This is a genomic window from Streptomyces sp. CNS606 (genome assembly GCF_000426325.1).
This window is the reverse complement of record NZ_KE384521.1, coordinates 275573-297338: the sequence shown is the minus strand read 5'-3', so window position 1 is coordinate 297338 and position 21766 is coordinate 275573. Positions and strand designations below refer to the sequence as shown.

The window sequence follows — 21766 nt, the reverse complement described above, 5'->3', positions numbered from 1 at the left end:
ACTCAGGAGTGGGGCATGCGGCCGCGGAAGGCTACTTCCACTGGGTGGAGACGACGAACCCGCCGGCGATGAAGCCGAAGCCGACCACGATGTTCCAGTTGCCGATGGCCTCCAGCGGCAGGGAGGCGTCGGTCACGTAGAAGACCACGATCCAGGCCAGCCCGATGCCGAACAGCGCGAGCATCAGGGGCGCGACCCAGCGGCGGCCGCCCCCACTGAGGTCGATCTCGGTCTTCTTCGCCGGCGGCGGGGTGAAATCGTCCTTCTTGCGGATACGTGACTTCGGCACGAGGGAGCTCCTGTCGATGCGCTTCGTTACCGCGCGGGGTGAATCGCTAAGGGTCTGGTCCGTTAGCGTAGTGCGTACCAGGCGTGGAGGGAGACTAGGGTACGTGTCCAGGATCCGCATCAGGCCTGCGCGGCTGGCGTCCATCGGGATCTTCGCTCTGGCCGGGCTCATCTTCTGGATCAGCTTCGACACCGCCGAGGGCCACAACATCCGCACCGACGAAACGATGCTGCGGCTGTCCGACCTGATACGCGAACGCAGCGACCGCAACGCGCGGCTGGAGTCGTCGGCCGCCGGCCTGCGCAACGACGTCGACGCCCTCGCCGAGGGCGACAACGGCACCACCGACGCCGAACGCCGCGCCCTGCGCAGCGCCAAGCGCGCGGCCGGCACCTCGGCCGTCGCCGGCTCCGGCCTCACCGTGACGCTCACCGACGCCCCGCCGGACGCCGTCCCCCTGATCCCCGGCGTTCCCGACCCCTCGCCCAACGACCTGGTCATCCACCAGCAGGACCTCCAGGCCGTCGTCAACGCGCTGTGGAAGGGCGGGGCGAAGGGCATCAAGGTGATGGACCAGCGCCTGATCAGTACGAGCGCGGTGCGATGCGTGGGCAACACCCTGATCCTCCAGGGCCGCGTCTACTCGCCGCCCTACACGATCACCGCTGTGGGTGACCCCGCCGACCTGCGGCAGGCCATGGACACCTCGCCCTCCATCCAGAACTACCTCGGCTACGTCGACGCCTACGGCCTCGGCTGGGACGTGCAGCAGCACCGCAGGACGACCGTGCCCGGCTATTCCGGCACGGTGGACCTCCAGCACGCCGAGCCGGCCGAGTGAGGGCGGCGGTTCGGGCCGGTTCGCCCGGCCGTGCCGGGCCGACGGTGACGCACGGCACGTGCGGGCGCCGCGCGCGTATCCCCACTGACGCACACCCGCCGCGGCTCGCCCCTTAGTCTGGAGCCCGCGCCGCCGGTGGCGGCGGCGCGTGAGAAGGGAAGGACGGCAACACCGGATGTACGGCTGGATCTGGCGGCATCTGCCCGGCAACACCGTCGTGCGGGCGCTCCTCTCGCTCGTTCTCTCGCTCGCGGTGGTCTTTCTCCTCTTCCAGTACGTCTTCCCGTGGGTGGACCCGCTGCTGCCGTTCAACGACGTGACGGTCGACGGCGAAGGAGCGTAGGCGGACCCATGGGCGCGCGGATTCTCGTCGTGGACAACTACGACAGCTTCGTCTTCAACCTCGTTCAGTACCTCTACCAACTCGGCGCCGAGTGCGAGGTGGTGCGGAACGACGAGGTGCGCACGGAGCACGCACAGGACGGCTTCGACGGCGTGCTGCTGTCGCCCGGGCCGGGCACGCCCGAGGAGGCCGGGGTGTGCGTCGACATGGTGCGGCACTGTGCCGGGACCGGCGTGCCGGTGTTCGGGGTGTGCCTGGGGATGCAGTCCATGGCCGTCGCCTACGGCGCGGTCGTCGACCGGGCGCCCGAGCTGCTGCACGGCAAGACCTCCAGCGTCGGCCACGAGGGGCACGGCGTGTTCGCCGGTCTCCCGACGCCGTTCACCGCCACCCGCTACCACTCGCTCGGTGTGGAGCGGTCGACCGTGCCGGAGGCGGACCTGCGGGTCACCGCCTGGACGGACTCCGGCCTGGTGATGGGGCTGCGGCACCGGGAACTGGCCGTCGAGGGCGTCCAGTTCCACCCCGAGTCGGTGCTGACCGAGTGGGGGCACCGGATGCTGGCCAACTGGCTGACCGAGTGCGGCGACCCGGCCGCGGTGGAGCGTTCCACGGGGCTCGCCCCCGTCGTGGGCACGTGACGCCTCCGGGGAACGGCGACCCGTACCGCGATCCGTACGGGCAGGAGAGGTACGGGCAGGACGACCCGTACGGCACGGACGCGTACGGCTCGGACCCGTACGGGGGCGGGGAGCAGCACGCGCCCCGGGAGGAGCCGGCCTGGAACCCGGAGCCCTACGCCTACCCGTACGAGCGCCCGGCGCAGGACTACCGGGCGGCCGTCGACGCGCTCGCCGACCCGCTGAACGACCCGCTGCCGTCCTCGGGCGCGGAAGCCGGGCCGCGGGTGCCCTCCTGGGCCCCGCAGGCCACGGACACCCCGCAGGCACAGGCACAGGCACCGCAGCAGCCGGGTGGGGCGGGCGAGGGCACCTCGCCGTGGTTCCGCCCCTCACAGCCGCAGCAGCCGCAGCAGCAGAGCCGCCCGCCGCAGCACCCGCAGCACCCGCAGCAGGGGCAGCGGGCGGCCCACCGGCCGCCCGGAACCCACCCCGGCCCGCACGCCGAGCGGCCCGCCGTCCCGTCGCAGCAGTCCCTGCCCGGCGTACGGCCGGTGGCCCCCGGTCAGGGGCGGCCGCCGCAGCAGCGGCGCCGGCCCACCGACGTGGACGAGACCGCCGCGCTGCCGGCCGTCGACGTGCCCGACGGGCCCGGTCCCCGGCGTCGTCGGCCCGAAGGTCAACGCGACGACCGGGACGGGCGGCCCGCTGCTGCCTCGGACGCCTCCGGAACCGACGCGGGCGCCGCACCGGACGACGACGAGCCCCGCACGGTCGCCCTGCGCCGCCCCAGCGAGGCCGAGCTGGGAGGCCGCGCCGCCCGGCGCAAGGCCGCCGCCAAGGGGCGTGGCGGCCGTCGTGGCGCCCCCGCGGCGCCCGCACGGCCCATGACGCGGCTGGAGGCCCGCCGGGCCGCCAGAGCGGCCAAGGACGGGCCTGTGGTGCTGCTCAGCCGCGCCATCGGCGAGGTGTTCATCACCTGCGGCGTGCTGATGCTGCTCTTCGTCGCCTACCAGCTCTGGTGGACGAACGTGCTCGCCGGCCAGTACGCGGGCGGCGCCAAGGACAGCCTGACGCAGAAGTGGGAGGAGAACCCGGAGCGCAAGCCCGGCGCGTTCTCCCCCGGCCAGGGTTTCGCGCTGCTGCACATACCCAAGCTCGACGTGGTGGTGCCCGTCGCGCAGGGCATCGACAAGCAGTCGGTGCTGGACAACGGCCTGGCCGGGCACTACGACGAGAAGTCCGGCCTGAAGACCGCGATGCCGTGGGACGAGCAGGGCAACTTCGGCGTCGCCGGTCACCGCAACACCCACGGCGAGCCGTTCCGCTACATCAACCGCCTCGTCTCCGGCGACGAGATCATCGTGGAGACCGCGGACACCTACTACGTCTACGAGATGTACAGCCGGCTCCCCTCGACCACCCCCGCGAACACGAGCGTGCTGGATCCGGTGCCGCCCCAGTCGGGCTTCAAGGAGCCCGGCCGCTACATCACGCTGACGACGTGCACGCCGGAGTTCACCTCGAAGTACCGGCTCATCGTCTGGGGCAGAATGGTGGACGAGCGTCCGCGCAGCGAAGGCAAGCCGGACGCTCTCGTCGGGTAGCGGGACCCCCGGCGCAGGGGTGCAGGGGGCTGAGCATGTCGAGGGGAAACGGGCGGTCAGCGGTGGCACGGAACGCGCAGGACGTCGGGGCCGGAGAGGACGTCGGGGGCGACGCGGAGCCGGACCGGGAGCCGCGGACGGAACGTTCCGCCGACGCCGTGGCCCCCGAGCGTCCCCCGCGCAGCGGTCGTCGCCGCCGGGTCGTCCGCCGGATCGCCGCCGTCGTCAGCGTCGTCGGTGAACTCCTCATCACCGCGGGGCTGGTGCTGGCGCTGTTCGTCGTCTACTCGCTCTGGTGGACGAACGTCGTCGCCGACCGGCAGTCCGACGAGCAGAGCGACCGGGTGCGCGAGGGCTGGGCCGCGAGCGAGGACCGCACCGAGCCCGGCGAACGGGGCCCCGGCGAGCGGAACCTGAAGAACGGCATCGGCTTCCTGCACGTACCCGCGATGTCCGACGACGACATCCTCGTCACCCGGGGCACCGACATCGCCGATCTCAACAAGGGCGTCGCCGGCTACTACACCGACCCGGTGAAGTCGGCGCTTCCCTGGGACCAGTCCGGCAACTTCTCGCTCGCCGCCCACCGCGACGGGCACGGCGCCAGGTTCCACGACATCCACGAGATCGACGAGGGCGACCCGATCGTGTTCGAGACCGAACACACCTGGTACGTCTACGAGGTGTACGAGATCCTCCCGGAGACCTCCAAGTACGACGTCGACGTGCTGGCGGACGTCCCGAAGGTCTCGGGGAAGACCGAGGAGGGCCGCTACATCACGCTGACGACGTGCACGCCGATGTACACCTCCGAGCACCGCTACATCGTGTGGGGCGAACTGAAGCGCACCGTCCCCGTCGACGCCGACCGCACCCCGCCGTCGGAGCTGCCCTGAGGCGGCGCGGCCGGAGGGCGTGACCGGGAACGTGGGACGCGGCGAGGGCCGGGCTCGTGACGAGCCCGGCCCTCGCCGGTGGAGCGTGCGGTGCGCCGCGGGTCAGTCGTCGTCGCCGCGCCGGTCGCCGCCGTCGGGGCCGCCGAAGAACCCGCCGTTGTCGCCACCGGGGTTGGGCGCGGCGTAGAGCGTGACCACCGATCCCTGCGGCGCCTGTGTGCCCGGTGCCGGGTTGGTGTTGACGACCTTGGCGTTCGGGTCGGTCGACCCCTGAACCTGGACGGTGAAGCCTGCGCCTTCGAGCTCCGCCTTGGCATCCTTGACCGCCTTGTTCCGCACGTCCGGCACGGCCGCCGGCTGCGGGGTGGCCGGGGCCTTGGCGACGGTGAGGACGATCGTGCTGCCCGGGGCGGCCTGGCCGGTCGGGCTCTGCTCGATGACCTGGTCCGCCGGGGTGCCGGGGCTTTCCTTCTCCTTGCGGGCGACCTCGAAGCCGTTCTGCTGGAGCTGGGACGCCGCCTGGTCGTAGGGCTTGCCGACCACGTCCGGCACCGTCTCCACGTTCTGCTTCGCCACCGTCAGGGTGATGGTCGCGCCGCGGTCGGCCTTGGAGCCGCCGGCCGGGTCCTGGCCGAGGACGGTGCCGACCTCCTCGTCGGACTCCTCGTCGACCCGCTTCACCTCGAAGCCGGCCTCCTGGAGCTCCTCCTCGGCGGCGTCGTAGTCGTCACCGTCGACGTCGGGGACCTCCAGCGGAGCCGGGCCCTTCGACATGATGATGGTGATCGTGTCGCCCTCGGTGACCTGATCGCCCTCGGCCGGATCGGTCTTGCAGACCGTCTTCTTCTCCTGCTCGCAGTACTCCGCCTGCCCCTTCTGGACCTCCAGCCCGCGGCCCTCGGCCGCCGACTGGGCATCGGAGTAGCTCTGCCCCGCGAGGCTCGGCATCTCGAACGTGTCGTCGTCGTTGTTGCCGCCGAAGATGACCTGCCCCATGAAGATGGCGCCGATCAGCACCAGCACCAGCGCGACGATCAGCAGGATCGTGGAGGTGTTGCTCTTCTTGCCGCCGCGTCGCCCGCCGCGGCCGTCCTCGTCGTAGTAGCCGCCGTCGTCGTCGCGCATCGGCGGCAGCATGGACGTACGGGCGTCCTGGGTGCGCAGCGCGGTCGTCGGGCGGTCGTCGTGGTCGGAGTAGCCGCCGCCGGAGGCGTAGCCGACCGAGCCCATGGCGGCGGTGGCGGCGACGGGCTGGCCGTCGAGGGAGGCCTCGATGTCGGCACGCATCTCGTCGGCGCTCTGGTAGCGGTAGTCGGGGTCCTTGACCAGGGCGCGCATGACGATGGCGTCCTGGCCGGGCGTGATCTCCGGGTCGAACGCGCTCGGCGGCGTCGGCTCCTCGCGCACGTGCTGGTAGGCGACGGCGACGGGGGAGTCGCCGACGAACGGCGGCCGGACGGTGAGCAGCTCGTAGAGCAGGCAGCCGGTGGAGTACAGGTCGGAGCGGGCGTCGACCTGCTCGCCCTTGGCCTGCTCGGGGGAGAGGTACTGGGCGGTGCCGATGACGGCCGCGGTCTGGGTCATCGTCATCCCGGAGTCGCCCATGGCGCGGGCGATGCCGAAGTCCATGACCTTGACCTGCCCGTTGCGCGTCAGCATGACGTTGGCGGGCTTGATGTCGCGGTGGACGATGCCGTTGCGGTGGGAGTACTCCAGTGCCTGGAGGATGCCGATGCACATCTCCATGGCGCGCTCGGGCAGCAGCTTGCGCCCGGAGTGCAGCAGTTCGCGCAGCGTCGAGCCGTCGACGTACTCCATCACGATGTACGGGATGGACACCTGGTCGACGTAGTCCTCGCCGGTGTCGTAGACGGCGACGATGGCCGGATGGTTCAGCGAGGCCGCGGACTGGGCCTCGCGACGGAACCGGGCCTGGAACGACGGGTCGCGGGCGAGGTCGACGCGGAGCGTCTTGACCGCCACGGTGCGTCCCAGGCGGGTGTCGTGGGCGAGGTAGACCTCGGCCATCCCGCCTCGGCCGAGCACCGAGCCCAGCTCGTACCGGCCGCCGAGGCGACGCGGCTCTTCCATAGTCTCCAGCCCTCTCCGTCTTTCCGGGACGCCCCCTGGCGTGCGGGCGCCGGCGGTGTGCTGCTCGGCATACGGTACCGGCACGCTTCCCGGGGGTTCACGTGACCGGGGTCACCCTCCGCGGGGTGCCCGGTTCACGGCTTTTCCTCAAGTACGGCCTCCATCACGGCCTTGGCGACCGGAGCGGCCAGCTTGCTGCCGCCGATCTCGTCGCGGACTGTGTCGGAACTCTCGATGACCACGGCGACGGCCACCGGCGACTCGCCGTTCTGGTCCTTGGCGTAGCTGACGAACCACGCGTAGGGCTTCTCGCTGTTGCCCACGCCGCGCTGCGCGGTACCGGTCTTGCCGCCGACCGTGTAGCCGGGGATCTGCGCGGACTCGCCGGTGCCCTCGCTGACGACGGTCTCCATGCCCTCCTGGAGCTTCTGCGCGGTGGCGCCGGACATCGGCTCGCTCAGCTCCTCCGGCTTGGTCTCCTCGATGATGTCGAGGTCGGGCGAGCGGAGCTTGTCGACCATGTACGGCTGCATCAGTGCGCCGTCGTTGGCGATGGCGGCGGTGACCATGGCCATCTGCAGCGGGGTGGAGGTGACGGAGCCCTGGCCGATGCCGGCGTAGGCGTTCAGGTCGGGCTCGGCCTGGGGAAACCCGCTGGCGACGGCGCGGACGGGGACGAACTGCTGCTCGTTGAAGCCGAACTTCTCCGCCGCCTCCTTCATCTCCTCGTTGCCCAGCTCCTCGCTGATCTTGGCGAACACGTTGTTGCAGGAGTACTGGAGCGCGACGCGGATGGAGGCGTTCTTGCAGGGGATGGTCTCCGACCAGTTGGGCAGTTCGTTCCCGGAGATCGGCGCGTTGTACGGGCTCGGGGAGTCGGTCTTGCCGTCGAGCGTGTACCGGCCGCTCTCCAGTGCCGCCGCCGCGGTGACCAGCTTGAAGGTGGAGCCGGGCGGATAGGTCTGCCGCAGGGCCCGGTTGAGCATGGGCTGCGAGGTGTTGTTCTCCTTCTGCAGCGAGGTCCAGGTCTGCTGGTCCTCCTCGGACATGCCGGCGATCTTCGACGGGTCGTACGAGGGGGTGTTCGCAAGCGCGAGGATCTCGCCCGTCTGCGGGTCGATGGCGACGGCCGCGCCCTCCTTGCCCTGGAGGCCGTCGAAGGCGGCCTTCTGGGCGGACGGCATCAGGGTGGTGGTGACGTTCCCGCCGCCCGGCTGCTCCCCGGTGAGCATGCCGATGGTGCGGTCGAAGAACAGCCGGTCGTCGGTGCCGGTGAGGAACTCGTCGTAGACGCCCTCGATGAGGGTCTCGCCGTAGATCTGGGCGGAGAAGCCGGTGACCGGCGCCCACATCTCGCCGTTCTTGTACGTCCGCTTGTACGCGAAGTCGCTGGCTTCGGTCTTGGTGGAGCCGGTCAGCGGGGTGCCGTCGGCGGCGAAGATGTCGCCGCGCGGCTGGCTGTAGCGCGCGATGAGGCCGCGGCGGTTGTTGTCGTCGCTCTGGAGTTCGTCCGCCTGGACGAACTGGAGCCAGTTGGCGCGGGCGAGCAGGGCGAAGATCAGCACGCCGGCGAAGATCGCGATGCGGCGCAGGGGCTTGTTCACGGGCGGACCACCTGTGTCATTTCTGCGTCGGTTGAGGGCGCCGGAGTGGGCGCCGGGCGCCGGGCGGTGTCGCTGACGCGCAACAGGATGGCGACGAGCGCCCAGTTGGCGATCACGGACGAACCGCCCTGCGCCAGGAAGGGCATCGTCATACCGGTGAGCGGGATCAGCGCGGTGACGCCGCCCGCGACGATGAAGACCTGGAGGGCGAAGGCGCCGGAGAGGCCGACGGCGAGCAGCTTGCCGAACGGGTCGCGCGCGGCGAGCGCCGTGCGGACACCCCGCTCGATCAGCAGGCCGTAGAGGATGATGATCGCCATCAGGCCGGTGAGGCCGAGCTCCTCGCCGGCGGTGGCGAGGATGTAGTCGCTCTTCGTCGCGATGCCGCCGATGAGGCGGGAGAAGCCCTGGCCGAGCCCGGATCCGAGCAGCCCGCCGGAACCGAACGCGTAGATGGCCTGGGCCGTCTCCGTGACGCCGCCGTTCGGCGCCAGTGCCGTCGGGTTGAGCCAGTTCTCGACGCGTTTCCCGACATGGTCGTTGAAGGTGGCGACGAAGACGGCGCCGCCCGCGGAGAGCAGCAGGCCGAAGACGATCCAGCTGGTGCGCTCCGTCGCCACGTACAGCATGATCACGAACATGCCGAAGAAGAGCAGCGAGGTGCCGAGGTCGGTCTCGAAGACCAGGATCAGCATGCTGAGGACCCAGATCGCGAGGATCGGGCCGAGGTCGCGGCCGCGGGGCAGGTAGAGGCCCATGAAGCGGCGGCTGGCCAGGGCGAGGGCGTCGCGCTTGACCATGAGGTAGCCGGCGAAGAACACCGCGATGATGATCTTGGCGAACTCACCGGGCTGGAGCGAGCCGACGCCGGGGATGGTGATCCAGATCTTGGCGCCGTTCACCGCGGGGAAGAACATCGGCAGGGCCAGCAGCACCAGCGCGACGACCATGGAGATGTAGGTGTAGCGCTGCAGGACGCGGTGGTCCTTGAGGAAGATCAGCACGGCCACGAAGAGGCCGATGCCGATCGCGGACCACAGCAGCTGGCCGGGTGCGGCGTCCGGCGGCTGCAGGTACTCGACCTGGTCGAGGCGGTAGATGAGCACCAGCCCGAGGCCGTTGAGCAGCATCGCGATGGGCAGCATCAGCGGGTCGGCGTACGGCGCCCACTTGCGGACGACCAGGTGGCCGCAGGCGGCGAGGGCGGTGAGGCCGACGCCGTAGCCGAGCATGCCGGCGGGGAGTTCGCCGTCGAGGGCGAGGCCCACGTTGGCGTAGGCGAAGATCGGGATCAGCACCGCGAAGACGAGCATGGCCAGCTCGGTGTTGCGCCGGCTGGGGAGGCCGCCGGAGGAGACCGTCGTATTGCTGCCGGTGTTGATGTTGAGGTTGCTGCTCATACGCTGTCCGGTCCCCTACGGCGTGGTGCACTGCTGGGCGAGTTCACGCTGCTTGTCCGACATGCTGGGGCCGGGCGAAGGCGAGGGGGAACTCTGGCTGTCGGAGGGGCTGCCGGCCCGGTCGCCGCCACTCTGGCCGCTGCCCCGGCCGTCGTTGCGGTCGTTCTGGCGCTGGCGCTGCTCCTTCTCCTGCTCCTCGCGGGCCTTCTGCTGCTCCTCGGCGAGACGGCAGGCCTCGGTCTGGGCGCGGAGTTCGCCGACCTTCTCCTCGGCCTGGGCGAGGTCGTCGGCGGTGATGGACTCCTCGAGGCGCTGCCGCTGGAAGGTCGTCAGGTACTCCAGCGGGACGTCGGGGTGGTCCTCGTGCACGCTGCTGAGGCTGACGCCGGCCAGCTCCTGGCTGATGCCCCGGTAGACGGCGACGTGGTCGCCGTTGGAGCCGACGTAGTACTGCTTCTGCGTCCAGGACCAGCCCGCGTACACGCCGCCGCCGAGGACGGCGAGGACGAGGGCGATGATCAGCGAGCGCTTGATCCAGCGCCCCCGGGAGCGCGGTTTGACGAAGTCGTCGTCGGTGAAGCTGCCGAACGATCCGGTGGCGGGCGGGGTGCCGGGGCCGTGGCCGCTGCCGGGCGGGCCGAAGCCGCCGTCCTGCGGGGTGCCGTGCTGCCCCGGGGGCTGCTGCGGCGGCACGGCGGGGCCGGAGCCGCCGCGGCCGAGTTCGGCGGCGCGGGCGGCGGGCGTGTGGGCGTCGCCGTGCAGCTGGGTCTGGTTCTCGGCGACGGCGCCGACGATGACCGGGGTGTCGTTGAGCTGGGTGGCGGTGCCGTCGTCGGCGTCCACGTCGAGGACGTCGGCGACGATGCAGGTGATGTTGTCGGGGCCGCCGCCGCGCAGCGCGAGCTGGATCAGCTCCTGCACGGTCTCCTGCGGGCCGTGGTAGCCGGCGAGGGTGTCCTCCATGGTCTGGTGGGACACGACGCCGGACAGGCCGTCGGAGCAGACCAGGTAGCGGTCGCCGGCCCGCACCTCGCGGATGGACAGGTCGGGTTCGACGTGGTCGCCGCTGCCGAGGGCGCGCATCAGCAGCGAACGCTGCGGGTGCGTGGTGGCCTCCTCCTCGGTGATGCGTCCCTCGTCGACGAGCTTCTGCACCCAGGTGTGGTCGGCGGTGATCTGGGTGAGGCGGCCGTCGCGCAGCAGGTAGGCGCGCGAGTCGCCGACGTGCACCAGGCCGAGGCGGCGGCCCGTCCACAGCAGGGCGGTGAGCGTGGTGCCCATGCCTTCGAGCTGCGGGTCCTCCTCGACCATCACCCGGAGCTGGTCGTTGGCGCGGCGCACCGCGTTGCCCAGCTCGGTGAGCAGGTCGGAGCCGGGGACGTCCTCGTCCAGCTGCACGATGGTGGAGATCACCTCGGAGCTGGCGACCTCGCCGGCGGCCTGGCCGCCCATTCCGTCGGCGACGGCGAGCAGCCGGGGCCCGGCGTAGCCGGAGTCCTCGTTGTGCTCGCGGATCATGCCGTCGTGCGATCCGGCGGCGAAGCGCAGTGACAGACTCATGCGCACCTCGCCCGTCGGCTCCGGGTACATCCGCACGGTGCCCACCCTCCGGTCGTCATGTCTTCGGCCTGTCTACTTCCGCAGCTCGATGACCGTCTTGCCGATACGGATCGGCGCTCCGGGCGGAATCGGCGTCGGTGTGGTGAGTCGGGACCGGTCCAGGTAGGTGCCGTTGGTGGACCCGAGGTCCTCCACGATCCACTGCCCGTCGCGGTCGGGGAAGATCCTGGCATGGCGGCTCGAGGCGTAGTCGTCGTCCAGCACGATCGTGGAGTCGTGCGCGCGGCCGAGGGTGATCGTCTGGCCCTGGAGCGCGACCGTGGTGCCGGTCAGCGACCCCTCGGAGACGACCAGCTTGGTGGGGGAGCCGCGGCCGGAGCGTCCGCGGTTCCTGCCCGACTGCTGCGGCCGCTGCTGCGGCGCCTGGCGCTGCTGCGGACGTGCGTCGGGGCGCCGTGCGCCGCGCTGGGTCACCCGGGTGCCGAACAGGTCACTGCGGATGACCTGCACGGCCACGATGACGAACAGCCACAGCACGGCGAGAAATCCCAACCGCATGACCGTCAGGGTCAGCTCTGACATTGCCCCCGCTTCACCCTTCGGCTTGCCGGTAAATGATCGTGGTGCTGCCCACGACGATCCGTGAGCCGTCGCGGAGCGTAGCGCGTGTGGTGTGCTGTCCGTCCACCACGATGCCGTTGGTGGAACCCAGATCCTGCACGTTCGCCGCTCCGCCGCCGCCCTGGACGCGGATCTCGCAGTGCCGGCGGGACACCCCGGGGTCGTCGACACGGACGTCGGCCTCGGTGCTGCGGCCCAGGACCATGCTGCCGCCGGAGATCTGGTGGCGGGTGCCGTTGATCTCGACCCAGCGGCGGGTCTCGGCGCGCGGCAGCGGCCCGCCCGGGCCGCCGCCCGGGGCGTGCGAGGGCATCGGAGGCGCCCCCGTCGGACGCGGGGGATAGCCTCCGCCGCCGCCCGATCCGGTGGGGGGTGCGCCCATCTGACCGCCCGCTCCGGCGGGGCCGGAGCCGCGGTCGGCGCTGCCGCCGCGCGGCTGGGAGGTGCTGGAGGCCAGCGTGCGGCTGCGGACCCGGTACAGGCCGGTGTCGAGGTCCTCGGCCTTCTCCAGGTGCACCTTGATGCTGCCCATGAAGGTGTAGCGCTGCTGCTTGGCGTAGTCGCGGACCATGCCGGCGAGCTCGTCGCCGAGCTGGCCGGCGTACGGGCTGAGGCGGTCGTGGTCGGGTGCGCTGAGTTCGACGATGAAGTCGTTGGGGACGACGGTCCGCTCGCGGTTCCAGATCGTCGCGTTGTTGTCGCACTCGCGCTGGAGGGCTCCGGCGATCTCGACCGGCTGCACCTCCGACTTGAACACCTTGGCGAAGGTGCCGTTGACGAGACCCTCGAGTCGCTGCTCGAACCGCTTCAGAACTCCCACGGTGCACCTCCTTCCCAGATGGCCGTCGCTCTAGTACGACGCCTGCGCTCCCAGTGTGACGGGCTCCAGTGTGACCGAACGCGGGCACACCGCGCCCCGGTACTGCTTACTGATCGTATCCACGCGCGGGGATACCGGCTGGTTCCCCGACGTGCCCCCGTGGCGCGGGTGTCGCCGCTCACACCCCCCACACCCTCGCACGATGGTAGGGGGCGGACGGGCGGCGCCGGTGGACAGTGTCCCTCAGCGGGGCCGTGCGGGGTGCGCGGAACGGATGTGAATCCACCCCGTCATGCGTGCTAACGTGTGCGACGTCGGAAGGCACCGCGAGGAGTCGGCCGGCGGACTTCCCCGAAGGTGTGGGGAAGCACCCGGGCGCGGGTGGCGGAATAGGCAGACGCGCTGGATTCAGGTTCCAGTGTCCGAAAGGACGTGGGGGTTCAACTCCCCCCTCGCGCACCAGAATCAGAACCCCGCAGGTCGTGGACCTGCGGGGTTCTTCTGTGTGCGCCGGGGCGGTCAGTCGCCGAGGCGGGCGGCGAGTTCGCGGCCCTGGGCGCGGGCGGCGGCGAGGGCGTCCTCCCGGGACTCCTCGAACTGCGGGACCAGCGAGGCCATCGCCGGCGTGACCGGCGCCAGGGTGAGCTCGGGCAGGATGAACTCTGGCTTCATCCCCAGCTTCTCCGCGAGCACCATCTGGAGGTACGGCTCGAGGTGGTCGTTGCCCTCCTCGGGGGTGCCGGGACGGTAGGAGCCGCCACGGGAGGTGATGACGATCACGTGCTTGCCGGCCAGCGTGGGGCTCTCGGACATGGTGGTGCGGCCGACGGCGATGACGTGGTCCAGCCATGCCTTCAGGCCGGAGGCGATCGACCAGTTGTACAGCGGGGCGCCGAGCACGATCACGTCGGCGGACTCGGCCTCCTCGATCAGCTGCTCGCGCAGAACGGACGCCTCCTGCTGCTCCGGGCTGCGGTCGCCGGGGGCGACGTAGCCGGCGTAGTAGGCGGTGGCGTCGATGTGCGGGACGGGGTCGGCCGCGAGGTCGCGGTAGATCACCGTGCCGTCCGGGTGCTCCTCGCGCCATGCGGCGGTGAAGGCCGCCGTGACGGCGCGGGAGTGCGAGCGGTCGCCGTTGAGGGAGGAGTCGATGTGCAGCAGGGTGGCCATCGGTGTGGCTCCGTTCACTCTTGTCAGTAGATTCTCTTCCGTGCGTAGCTATTGATAACACAGGTACTTACTTTTTTGCACCTCCTTGCGTGGGCGCAGTACTCTGGGGGTCATGACGGAGCTGCGGGACGAGACGACCGGACGCGGGAGGCGGCCCGAGGGGCCGGCCGCCGGCCAGGGCGACATCTGCACCGCGCCCGAGGCGGGCATCACCCGGGTCTTCGCCATGCTGGGCAAGCGCTGGACCGGGCTGATCCTCGCCGCCCTGATGAACGGCCCCGGCCACTTCGCCGAACTCCGCCGGGCGGTGCCCGGCATCAGCGAGCGCATGCTCTCCGACCGGCTCAGCGAACTCGCCGGCCTCGACCTGGTCGTCCGCGAGGTGGACGCCGGCCCGCCGCTGCGCGTCGGCTACCGGCTCACCGAGGCCGGCCTGGCACTGCGCCCCGCCATGGTCGAACTCACGCGCTGGGCCGACGTGCACCTGCCGGAATCGGCGGCGAGCTGCCCGCGCGAGTTCCGCCCCTGACGCCTCCGGCGACCGCCGGAAGTCGGCAGCCGGCGTCTGCCGCCGCCCGTCCGCGGTCCGTGTCCGGCGCTCATCCGCACCGCTCGTCCACAGCCCTCGTCCACAGCCCTCGTGCACGGCGGTCGGGCGCGGGTACGGTCGGGTCACCGCCTGGACGGCGGCGGTGGAACGGAACCGGGCGGCACGTACGGGGGGAACGGGACATGGCACGGATACCGCAGGTCGAGGGCTTCGTGCGGCGGCCGAGGGCGGGGTCGCCCAAGCAGGACGGGAAAGCGCTCCGCGAACAGGTGCCGCGCGGCGCGCACGCCCTCCTCGACACCCCGCCGGGCCGCCCGGACGCCGTGACCGCCGTCGAGGAGTCCGGCCGTGGGCGCCTGCCCGGCCTGGTGCCCCTCCGCGTCGGGCGGATGGCGGCCTCGCCGTTCGCGTTCCTGCGCGGCTCGGCAGGCCTGATGGCCTACGACCTCGCGCACGGCACGCCCACCACCGGCATCGGCGCCCAGCTGTGCGGCGACGCGCACGCGGCCAACTTCGGCCTGTACGGCGACGCGCGCGGCGGGCTCGTCATGGACCTCAACGACTTCGACGAGACCGCCTTCGGCCCCTGGGAGTAGGACCTCAAGCGGCTCGCCGCGTCGCTGGTGCTGGCCGGGCGGGAGGCCGGCGCGAGCGAGGACGACTGCCGGGAGGCCGCCCGCGACGCCGCCGGAGCCTACCGGCGCACCATGCGGCTGCTGGCCCGGATGCCCGCCGCCGACGCGTGGAACGCCATCGCCGACGAGGAACTCGTCTCCCACGCCGGAGCCAAGGACCTCGTCGGCACGCTGCACACGGTGTCCGAGAAGGCCCGGCGCAACACCAGCGCCCGCTTCGCCGCCAAGGCCACCGAGCCGGACGACGACGGCGGACGCCGCTTCGTCGACGCGCCGCCGGTGCTGCGCCGCGTCGGGGACACCGAGGCGGCCCGGGTCGCCGCCTCGCTCGGACCGTACCTGCAGACACTGCCCGAGGACCGGCATCCGCTGCTCGCCCGGTACGCCGTGCACGACGTCGCCTTCCGCGTGGTCGGCACGGGAAGCGTCGGCACCCGCAGCTACGTGGTGCTGCTCCTGGACCACCGGAACGAGCCGCTGGTGCTCCAGGTGAAGGAGGCACGGCCCTCGGTGCTCGGCCCGCACCTGCCCGCCGCCGGCTTCCCGGAGCCCGGGGACTCCGGACACGAAGGGCGGCGGGTGGTGCGCGGGCAGAAGCGCATGCAGGTGGTCAGCGACAGCCTGCTCGGCTGGACCAGTGTCGAGGGCCGGCCCTTCCAGGTCCGGCAGTTCCGGAACCGCAAGGGCAGCGTCGCCCCGGCGGAGCTGGCCGCCGACCAGCTCGACGACTACGGCCGGATGACCGGCGCCCTGCTCGCCCGGGCACACGCGCACAGCGCCGACCCGCGTGCCCTCACGGGCTACTGCGGCAAGAACGAGGAGCTGGACGACGCGGTCGGCGCGTTCGCCGCCGCCTACGCGGACCGCACGGAGGCCGACCACGCCGCACTGGTCACGGCGGTGCGGTCCGGGCGACTCGCCGCGGAACTGGGAGGGTGACCGCCGTCTTCACTACGCTGGCCGGGTGACGCCGCCGTCCGACGGCTCCCGGCCGGCCCGGTCGGCGGGACCGCCGGGCCCCGGCCCGGACACCATCGCGAGGAAGTATCGAGTGCGCCAGGAAGCCGAGCAGGAAGCCGCGCAGCCCGCTGACCAGCACGTGGGAGCGGACCCGTCACCGGACGCAGCAGCCGGGCCGGCCGCGGACGCGGCAGCCGACCCGGCACCGGGCGAGGCGGCCGGTGCGGGCCGGGACGGTTCCGGAGCGGACCCGGGCCCGGAACCCGGCACCGAGCGGCTGGAGCGTGCCGTACGGGTCGCCGAGGACGCGCTGATCGAGTTCGAGATCGCGGTGGAGACCTTCCGCGTCGAGGTGGAGAACTTCTCGCGGCTGCACCACCAGCGGCTCGGGCCCATGTACGCCCGCCTCGACGAGCTGGACGCGCAGATCGCCGAGGCCGTCGCCGCCCGCAGCGGGGATCCGGAGGACCGGCGCCGCGCCGAGGAGGCCCGGGCGATCGTGATGCCGATGCCCGGAGTCGAGGAGCTGTTCCACGGCTGGATCGACTCCGACGGCCTCTCCCCCGAGGCCGCCGCGATGCTCAACGAGCAGCAGGTGCAGCCGCCGAGCCGGGTACGGCCCGACGAGGACACCCGCCGGGCGTACCGGGAGCTGGTCCGTGAGGCGCATCCCGACCTCGCCGCCGACGACGCCGAGCGCAGGCGGCGCGAGGAGTTCATGGTCCGCGTCAACCAGGCGTACGCCCGCGGCGACGTGGAGGCGCTGCGCGGACTCGCCGAGGAATGGCGCACCGGCCCGGCCGCCCGCGGCCCCGAGCCGGAACTCAGCCGCAGCGAAGTGCTGTACGCCCGCCTGGAGTGGCTGGCCGCACGCAAGGAGCAGCTCGTCGCGGCGGCCCGGGAGCTGGAGGAGTCCGCGATCGGTGCGATGCTGCGCATGGCCCCCGACGACCCGGACCGGCTGCTCGAGGAGATCGCCGAGAAGCTGCTCGCGGACGTCGCGGAGCGGGAGAGCCGACTGGCGGAGCTGGCGACCGCCGGCTGACCACCGGCCCGGGTGGGCCGCTGGGGAACGTGGAGAGTGAGAGGCGAGAGATGGACTTCGGTCAGGTGCTGCAGGTGGAGGTCGCGCAGGTGCCGTCGGACGGGCTGCTGCTCGACGTCCGGGAGGACGACGAGTGGGTGGCCGGGCATGCGGAGGGTGCGCTGCACATTCCGATGAGCGATTTCGTCGGCAGGTTCGGTGAGCTGACCGAGCGGGTCGAGGAGGACGCGCCGGTGTTCGTGGTGTGCCGGGTCGGCGGGCGGTCGGCGCAGGTCACCCAGTACCTCCGGCAGCAGGGGGTCACGGCGGTGAACGTGGACGGCGGCATGCTGGCCTGGGAGGCGTCGGGGCGGCCGCTCGTCGGCGAGGGCGCCGAGGCGTACGTGAAGTAGGGCGAGGCGTACGGGGAGCCGGGCCGCCCGGTCAGCCGCGCTGGTCGAGGCGGTTCTCGAGCCGGTCGAACCGCTCGTGCATCGCCCGGAGCTGTTCGGCCAGCCCGTCGGCGTGGCTCTGCTCGAAGCGGCGCACGTCGGCGCCGAGCCGGTGCAAGTCGCGGGTGGCCCGGCTGACGAACCCGGTGGCGAGGGCGGCGGTCACCACGCTGAACGTGGTGATGCCGACGACCATCACCACGGCGGCGACCACCCGCCCGCCCGCGGTGACCGGGTACAGGTCGCCGTAGCCGACGGTGGTCGCCGTCTCGATCGACCACCACAGCGCGAGCGGGTAGCTGGTGATCGTGGCGCCCGGCGCGTTCTCCTCGAGCGGGAGGATCACCGCGGAGCCCACCAGCAGGACGACGGTGGAGACGGCGACGCCGGCGACGGCGGCGCGCAGGTGTACGCGCCGCCACCAGCTGCTGCCGCGCAGGCGCCCCCAGACGAGCGTGAAGAAGGTCGGCACGGCGACGAGACTACGCAGCGACCTCGCCCGGCGCCCGTCGTGACACTCGCGCGCGCGGGAAGGCCGACCTGAGCCGGTTGAGCCCTTGGGCCCGGTAGGCCCTTCGGTTCGTTCGGCCCGGTAGGCCCGTGCAGCCGCGCTACGCGTCGAAGTCGACCTCGACCTTCTCCGTCGTCGGGTGCGACTGGCAGGCCAGCACGTAGCCCGCGTCGACCTCCTCCGGCTCAAGCGCGTAGTTGCGGTCCATGCGCACGTCGCCCGTGAGCAGTTTCACGCGGCAGGTGCCGCAGACCCCGCCCTTGCAGGCGTAGGGCGCGTCGGCGCGGTTCCGCAGGACGGTCTCCAGCACGCTCTCGCCGCCCTCGACCGGCCAGCTCCCGGAGCGGCCGTCGAGTGTGGCGGTGACCGTCGCCGAGGCCAGGGCGGGAGCCGCGGGTGCGGCCGGTCCTGTGGTCTCGTCGGCGTGGAAGATCTCCTGGTGCACCTTCGTCCGGGGGACGCCCAGGCCGCGCAGGGCCTTCGTCGCGCCCTCGACCAGACCGAGCGGGCCGCACAGGTACCAGCCGTCGACCTCGTCCACGGACACCAGGGCGGGCAGCAGGGTGTTCAGCCGCTCCTCGTCCAGCCGGCCGGAGGGCAGGCCGGAGGCCTGCTCCTCGCGGGAGAAGGCGTGCACGAGCTGCAGGCGCTCGGGGTAGCGGTCCTTCAGGTCGGCCAGCTCCTCCAGGAACATCGTGGAGGCGGCCGTGCGGTCGCTGCGTATCAGGCAGAAGCGGGCGCCGGGCTCGCGCTCCAGCAGGCTGGAGACGATCGACAGCACTGGCGTGATGCCGCTGCCGCCGACGATCGCGGCGAAGTAGCCGGTGCGCGGCGGGAGGGTGAAGCGCCCGGTGGGCGGCAGCACCTCGACACTGTCCCCCACGGCCAGCTCCTTGAGCGCGTAAGTGGAGAACGCGCCGCCCTCGACTCCGCGCACGCCGATGCGCAGGGTCTCCGGTGCCTCCGAGGCGGGGGCGCACAGCGAGTAGGTGCGGCGGATCTCCTCGCCGCCGACATCGGTGCGGCGCAGCGCGATGTGCTGCCCGGGGTCGTAGCGGTAGGCGGTGCGGAGCTCGGCCGGTACAGCGAGGGTCACCGCGACGGCGTCGTCGGTGAGCTGCTCCACGGCTGTGACCTGCAGCGGGTGGAACATCCGGTCACAGCTCCTTGAAGTGGTCGAACGGCTCGCTGCAGGCGTCGCAGCGGCGCAGGGCCTTGCAGGCGGTGGAGGAGAAGCGGCTGAGCAAGGAGGTCGCGGTCGATCCGCAGTGCGGGCAGTGCACCGGTTCGTCCGTCGTCTCCGCGTACGGCGAGGCGGTACCGGCGGCGCCCGGTGTGCCGGAGCCGAGCCGGGTGGGACCGAGCCGGGTGGGGCCCAGGTCGAGGGCGACGGGGCCGGCGGCCCGCTCCCGGGTCGAGCGCGGCGGGGCGATGCCGAACTCCGCCAGCTTGCGGCGGCCCTCGGGAGTGATGTCGTCCGTCGACCAGGCGGGGGAGAGCACGGTGCGCACGGTGACGTGGGTGACGCCGTCCTCCTCGCGCAGGGCCTGCTCGATGTCGGCGGCCATGGCCTCGAGGGCCGGGCAGCCGGTGTAGGTGGGGGTGAGCCGGACCTCGACGCGGCCGGGGGCGGTCTCCTCCACCCCGCGGACCACGCCGAGTTCGGCGAGGCTGAGGACGGGCAGCTCCGGGTCCGGCACCGCGCCCGCACGGTCGAGCAGGCTGCTCAGCCGGTCCTCGGCGACGCTCACCATGTCGCCCCCGGGTGGCTGCGGTGCAGGTGCTGCATCTCGGCGAGCATCCGCCCGAACGACTCGGTGTGCAGGCCCTGGCGTCCGGCGCCGGCGGTCCAGCCGCCGCTCTGCGGGGTCTCGGGGACGGTGAGCGTGGCGCGGGTGAGCACGCCGGTGATGCGCTCGGTCCAGGTGGCTCGCAGGGCGTCCAGGTCCAGGTCGAAGCCCTCCAGCGGCTGGAACAGCTCGCCGGTGAAGCGCCACAGCGCATCCACGGCGGCCTGCATGCGGGCGTGGCTGTCCTCGGTGCCGTCACCGAGGCGCAGCGTCCAGTGCTCCGCGTGGTCGCGGTGGTAGGCGATCTCCTTGACCGCCTTGCCGGCGAGGGGGACGGACTGCAGGAGCTGCCCGTAGAGCAGTTCCTGCCAGGTGGAGAAGAACAGCTGGCGCGTGAGGGTGACGGCGAAGTCGCCGTTGGGCTGCTCGACGAGCTGGCAGTTGCGGAAGGCGCGCTCCTCGCGGAGGAACGCGAGCTCGTCCTCGTCGCCGAGGTCGGCGTAGAGGGCGCGGGCCTGGCCGAGCAGGTCGAGCGCGATGTTGGCGAGCGCGACCTCCTCCTCCAGCACGGGGGCGTGGCCGGCCCATTCGCCGAGGCGGTGGGAGAGGACCAGGGCGTCGTCGGCGAGTGCGAGGGTGCCGGCGGCGGGGGCCGGGGAGCCCGCGGCGGACGTCTCGGGAGCGGCCTGGCTCACAGGTTCTTCACCCCTTCCGGGACCTCGTAGAACGTCGGGTGCCGGTAGGGCTTGTCGGCGGCGGGCTCGAAGAACGGGTCCTTCTCGTCCGGGGAGGAGGCGGTGATGGCGGCGGAGGGCACGACCCACAGGGAGACGCCCTCGTTGCGGCGGGTGTAGAGGTCGCGGGCGTTGCGCAGCGCCATCTCGGCGTCGGGCGCGTGCAGGCTGCCGGCGTGCGTGTGGGACAGGCCGCGCCGACTGCGCACGAACACCTCCCACAGAGGCCAGTCGCTGGTCATCGGGAGGCCGCCTCCTTGCGGTTCGTACGGTCGTCGCCGGGCGCGTGCTTGGCGGCGTAGGCCGCGGCGGCGTCCCGCACCCAGGCGCCCTCCTCGTGGGCGAGGCGGCGCTGGGTGATGCGCTGTTCGTTGCACGGGCCGTTGCCCTTGAGGACGGCCTTGAACTCGGACCAGTCGATGGCGCCGAAGTCCCAGTGGCCGGTCTCCTCGTTCCACGTCAGGTCCGGGTCGGGCAGGGTCAGGCCCAGTGCCTCGGCCTGCGGGACGCAGATGTCGACGAAGCGCTGCCGCAGCTCGTCGTTGGAGTGCCGCTTGATCTTCCACGCCATGGACTGCGCGCTGTGCGCGGACTCGTCGTCCGGCGGGCCGAACATCATCAGCGACGGCCACCACCAGCGGTCCACGGCGTCCTGCGCCATGGCGTGCTGCTCCTCGGTGCCGCGGCTGAGCTCCAGCAGCAGCTCGTACCCCTGGCGTTGGTGGAAGGACTCCTCCTTGCACACGCGCACCATGGCCCGGGCGTAGGGGCCGTAGGAGCAGCGGCAGAGCGGCACCTGGTTGGTGATCGCGGCGCCGTCCACCAGCCAGCCGATGGCGCCGACGTCGGCCCAGGTCAGGGTGGGGTAGTTGAAGATCGACGAATACTTCTGGCGGCCGCTGTGCAGCTTGTCGAGCAGTTCGTCGCGGCCGACGCCGAGCGTCTCGGCGGCGCTGTAGAGGTACAGGCCGTGTCCGGCTTCGTCCTGCACCTTGGCCATGAGGATGGCCTTGCGGCGCAGCGAGGGGGCGCGGGTGATCCAGTTCGCCTCGGGCTGCATGCCGATGATCTCGGAGTGCGCGTGCTGGGCGATCTGGCGCACCAGCGTCGCGCGGTACGCGTCCGGCATCCAGTCGCGCGGCTCGATCCGCTCGTCCGCGGCCACAGCGGCGTCGAAGGCGGCTTCGTACGCCTCCGGCCCCGGGGCCGTCTCCGGCAGCACCGTCGTCATGCCTGCCCTCCCTGCTC

The 21766-nt window shown here is 72.0% G+C and carries 22 protein-coding genes, 1 tRNA gene and 1 pseudogene; 10 read left to right on the top strand and 14 right to left on the bottom strand.

The features are described from left to right. Nucleotides 1-31: 31 nt before the first annotated feature. Complete coding sequence (gene crgA, locus K304_RS0121985; RefSeq protein WP_027765470.1) at nt 32-289, bottom strand: cell division protein CrgA; 258 nt, start codon at nt 287-289, stop codon at nt 32-34. A 103-nt stretch (nt 290-392) separates the two neighbouring features. On the opposite strand from crgA, the gene K304_RS0121980 reads away from it, so the two are divergent. From K304_RS0121980 to K304_RS0121960, 5 genes are all read left to right on the top strand, one after another. Further along, on the top strand, nt 393-1130 hold the full coding sequence (locus K304_RS0121980) for a DUF881 domain-containing protein (RefSeq protein ID WP_027765469.1): 738 nt from the start codon (nt 393-395) through the stop codon (nt 1128-1130). A 175-nt stretch (nt 1131-1305) separates the two neighbouring features. Further along, nucleotides 1306-1473 (top strand): hypothetical protein, encoded by a 168-nt coding sequence (locus K304_RS33755; RefSeq protein ID WP_027765468.1) that lies wholly within the window; start codon nt 1306-1308, stop codon nt 1471-1473. A gap of 8 nt (nt 1474-1481) precedes the next feature. Next, a complete protein-coding gene (locus K304_RS0121970; protein WP_027765467.1) occupies nt 1482-2114 on the top strand; it encodes an aminodeoxychorismate/anthranilate synthase component II in 633 nt (210 codons plus the stop codon). Beyond that, on the top strand, nt 2111-3700 hold the full coding sequence (locus K304_RS0121965) for a class E sortase (RefSeq protein WP_027765466.1): 1590 nt from the start codon (nt 2111-2113) through the stop codon (nt 3698-3700). Before K304_RS0121970 ends, K304_RS0121965 begins: the two co-directional genes overlap by 4 nt. 158 nt (nt 3701-3858) lie before the next feature. After that, nucleotides 3859-4596 carry a class E sortase gene (locus K304_RS0121960; RefSeq protein WP_051308798.1) on the top strand — a complete coding sequence of 246 codons (738 nt, stop codon included), beginning with the start codon at nt 3859-3861 and terminating at the stop codon, nt 4594-4596. A gap of 102 nt (nt 4597-4698) precedes the next feature. Here the strand turns inward: K304_RS0121960 and pknB are convergent, their stop codons facing one another. The 6 genes from pknB to K304_RS0121930 all read right to left on the bottom strand — a co-directional run bounded on the left by pknB (nt 4699) and on the right by K304_RS0121930 (nt 12692). Continuing rightward, nucleotides 4699-6687 carry a Stk1 family PASTA domain-containing Ser/Thr kinase gene (gene pknB / locus K304_RS0121955; protein WP_027765464.1) on the bottom strand — a complete coding sequence of 663 codons (1989 nt, stop codon included), beginning with the start codon at nt 6685-6687 and terminating at the stop codon, nt 4699-4701. A 134-nt stretch (nt 6688-6821) separates the two neighbouring features. Next, nucleotides 6822-8291, bottom strand: coding sequence for a peptidoglycan D,D-transpeptidase FtsI family protein (locus K304_RS0121950; RefSeq protein WP_027765463.1), 1470 nt, complete (start codon nt 8289-8291; stop codon nt 6822-6824). Continuing rightward, nucleotides 8288-9691 (bottom strand): FtsW/RodA/SpoVE family cell cycle protein, encoded by a 1404-nt coding sequence (locus K304_RS0121945; protein ID WP_027765462.1) that lies wholly within the window; start codon nt 9689-9691, stop codon nt 8288-8290. The genes K304_RS0121950 and K304_RS0121945 overlap by 4 nt, the downstream gene beginning before the upstream one ends. A 15-nt stretch (nt 9692-9706) precedes the next feature. Next, nucleotides 9707-11296 (bottom strand): protein phosphatase 2C domain-containing protein, encoded by a 1590-nt coding sequence (locus K304_RS0121940; protein ID WP_027765461.1) that lies wholly within the window; start codon nt 11294-11296, stop codon nt 9707-9709. A gap of 27 nt (nt 11297-11323) precedes the next feature. Beyond that, nucleotides 11324-11833 (bottom strand): FHA domain-containing protein FhaB/FipA, encoded by a 510-nt coding sequence (locus tag K304_RS0121935; protein WP_027765460.1) that lies wholly within the window; start codon nt 11831-11833, stop codon nt 11324-11326. A gap of 10 nt (nt 11834-11843) precedes the next feature. Further along, nucleotides 11844-12692 (bottom strand): DUF3662 and FHA domain-containing protein, encoded by an 849-nt coding sequence (locus K304_RS0121930; protein ID WP_027765459.1) that lies wholly within the window; start codon nt 12690-12692, stop codon nt 11844-11846. A gap of 375 nt (nt 12693-13067) precedes the next feature. Between K304_RS0121930 and K304_RS0121925 the strand changes: the two genes are divergently transcribed. After that, a tRNA-Leu gene (locus tag K304_RS0121925) sits at nt 13068-13154 on the top strand. Nucleotides 13155-13211: 57 nt separating this feature from the next. Here the strand turns inward: K304_RS0121925 and K304_RS0121920 are convergent. Continuing rightward, nucleotides 13212-13862 carry an NAD(P)H-dependent oxidoreductase gene (locus K304_RS0121920; protein WP_027765458.1) on the bottom strand — a complete coding sequence of 217 codons (651 nt, stop codon included), beginning with the start codon at nt 13860-13862 and terminating at the stop codon, nt 13212-13214. A gap of 226 nt (nt 13863-14088) precedes the next feature. Between K304_RS0121920 and K304_RS0121915 the strand changes: the two genes are divergently transcribed. The 4 genes and pseudogenes from K304_RS0121915 (at nt 14089) to K304_RS0121900 (ending at nt 17444) form a co-directional block, all read left to right on the top strand. After that, nucleotides 14089-14391, top strand: coding sequence for a winged helix-turn-helix transcriptional regulator (locus tag K304_RS0121915; RefSeq protein ID WP_247597914.1), 303 nt, complete (start codon nt 14089-14091; stop codon nt 14389-14391). Between the two features lie 203 nt (nt 14392-14594). Next, nucleotides 14595-15986 (top strand): annotated as a pseudogene (locus K304_RS30645) (DUF2252 domain-containing protein). A 112-nt stretch (nt 15987-16098) separates the two neighbouring features. Continuing rightward, nucleotides 16099-17052, top strand: coding sequence for a J domain-containing protein (locus K304_RS30640; protein ID WP_486591771.1), 954 nt, complete (start codon nt 16099-16101; stop codon nt 17050-17052). Between the two features lie 50 nt (nt 17053-17102). Next, on the top strand, nt 17103-17444 hold the full coding sequence (locus tag K304_RS0121900; protein ID WP_027765456.1) for a rhodanese-like domain-containing protein: 342 nt from the start codon (nt 17103-17105) through the stop codon (nt 17442-17444). A gap of 31 nt (nt 17445-17475) precedes the next feature. On the opposite strand, the gene K304_RS0121895 is transcribed toward K304_RS0121900, so the two are convergent. The 6 genes from K304_RS0121895 to paaA all read right to left on the bottom strand — a co-directional run bounded on the left by K304_RS0121895 (nt 17476) and on the right by paaA (nt 21749). Beyond that, nucleotides 17476-17955 (bottom strand): potassium channel family protein, encoded by a 480-nt coding sequence (locus K304_RS0121895; protein ID WP_051308712.1) that lies wholly within the window; start codon nt 17953-17955, stop codon nt 17476-17478. Between the two features lie 139 nt (nt 17956-18094). Next, on the bottom strand, nt 18095-19147 hold the full coding sequence (locus tag K304_RS0121890; RefSeq protein WP_027765454.1) for a 2Fe-2S iron-sulfur cluster-binding protein: 1053 nt from the start codon (nt 19145-19147) through the stop codon (nt 18095-18097). A gap of 4 nt (nt 19148-19151) precedes the next feature. Further along, the gene (gene paaD / locus K304_RS0121885) at nt 19152-19748 is read right to left on the bottom strand and encodes a 1,2-phenylacetyl-CoA epoxidase subunit PaaD (RefSeq protein ID WP_027765453.1); all 597 of its coding nucleotides are present in this window, start codon (nt 19746-19748) and stop codon (nt 19152-19154) included. Further along, the gene (paaC, locus tag K304_RS0121880) at nt 19742-20479 is read right to left on the bottom strand and encodes a 1,2-phenylacetyl-CoA epoxidase subunit PaaC (protein ID WP_027765452.1); all 738 of its coding nucleotides are present in this window, start codon (nt 20477-20479) and stop codon (nt 19742-19744) included. Before paaC ends, paaD begins: the two co-directional genes overlap by 7 nt. Continuing rightward, nucleotides 20476-20760 (bottom strand): 1,2-phenylacetyl-CoA epoxidase subunit PaaB, encoded by a 285-nt coding sequence (paaB, locus tag K304_RS0121875; protein WP_027765451.1) that lies wholly within the window; start codon nt 20758-20760, stop codon nt 20476-20478. Before paaB ends, paaC begins: the two co-directional genes overlap by 4 nt. Then, nucleotides 20757-21749, bottom strand: coding sequence for a 1,2-phenylacetyl-CoA epoxidase subunit PaaA (paaA, locus tag K304_RS30635; RefSeq protein ID WP_051308711.1), 993 nt, complete (start codon nt 21747-21749; stop codon nt 20757-20759). The genes paaB and paaA overlap by 4 nt, the downstream gene beginning before the upstream one ends. Nucleotides 21750-21766 lie beyond the last annotated feature (17 nt).

Bases quoted from the DNA above. Each gene is read 5' to 3' on its own strand.
- paaA (WP_051308711.1), bottom strand. From the start codon at position 21,749: ATGACGACGGTGCTGCCGGAGACGGCCCCGGGGCCGGAGGCGTACGAA.
- K304_RS0121935 (WP_027765460.1), bottom strand. From the start codon at position 11,833: ATGTCAGAGCTGACCCTGACGGTCATGCGGTTGGGATTTCTCGCCGTG.
- K304_RS0121900 (WP_027765456.1), top strand. From the start codon at position 17,103: ATGGACTTCGGTCAGGTGCTGCAGGTGGAGGTCGCGCAGGTGCCGTCG.
- paaB (WP_027765451.1), bottom strand. From the start codon at position 20,760: ATGACCAGCGACTGGCCTCTGTGGGAGGTGTTCGTGCGCAGTCGGCGC.
- K304_RS0121920 (WP_027765458.1), bottom strand. From the start codon at position 13,862: ATGGCCACCCTGCTGCACATCGACTCCTCCCTCAACGGCGACCGCTCG.
- pknB (WP_027765464.1), bottom strand. From the start codon at position 6,687: ATGGAAGAGCCGCGTCGCCTCGGCGGCCGGTACGAGCTGGGCTCGGTG.
- K304_RS33755 (WP_027765468.1), top strand. From the start codon at position 1,306: ATGTACGGCTGGATCTGGCGGCATCTGCCCGGCAACACCGTCGTGCGG.
- K304_RS0121945 (WP_027765462.1), bottom strand. From the start codon at position 9,691: ATGAGCAGCAACCTCAACATCAACACCGGCAGCAATACGACGGTCTCC.
- K304_RS0121915 (WP_247597914.1), top strand. From the start codon at position 14,089: ATGCTGGGCAAGCGCTGGACCGGGCTGATCCTCGCCGCCCTGATGAAC.
- paaD (WP_027765453.1), bottom strand. From the start codon at position 19,748: ATGGTGAGCGTCGCCGAGGACCGGCTGAGCAGCCTGCTCGACCGTGCG.
- K304_RS0121890 (WP_027765454.1), bottom strand. From the start codon at position 19,147: ATGTTCCACCCGCTGCAGGTCACAGCCGTGGAGCAGCTCACCGACGAC.
- K304_RS0121970 (WP_027765467.1), top strand. From the start codon at position 1,482: ATGGGCGCGCGGATTCTCGTCGTGGACAACTACGACAGCTTCGTCTTC.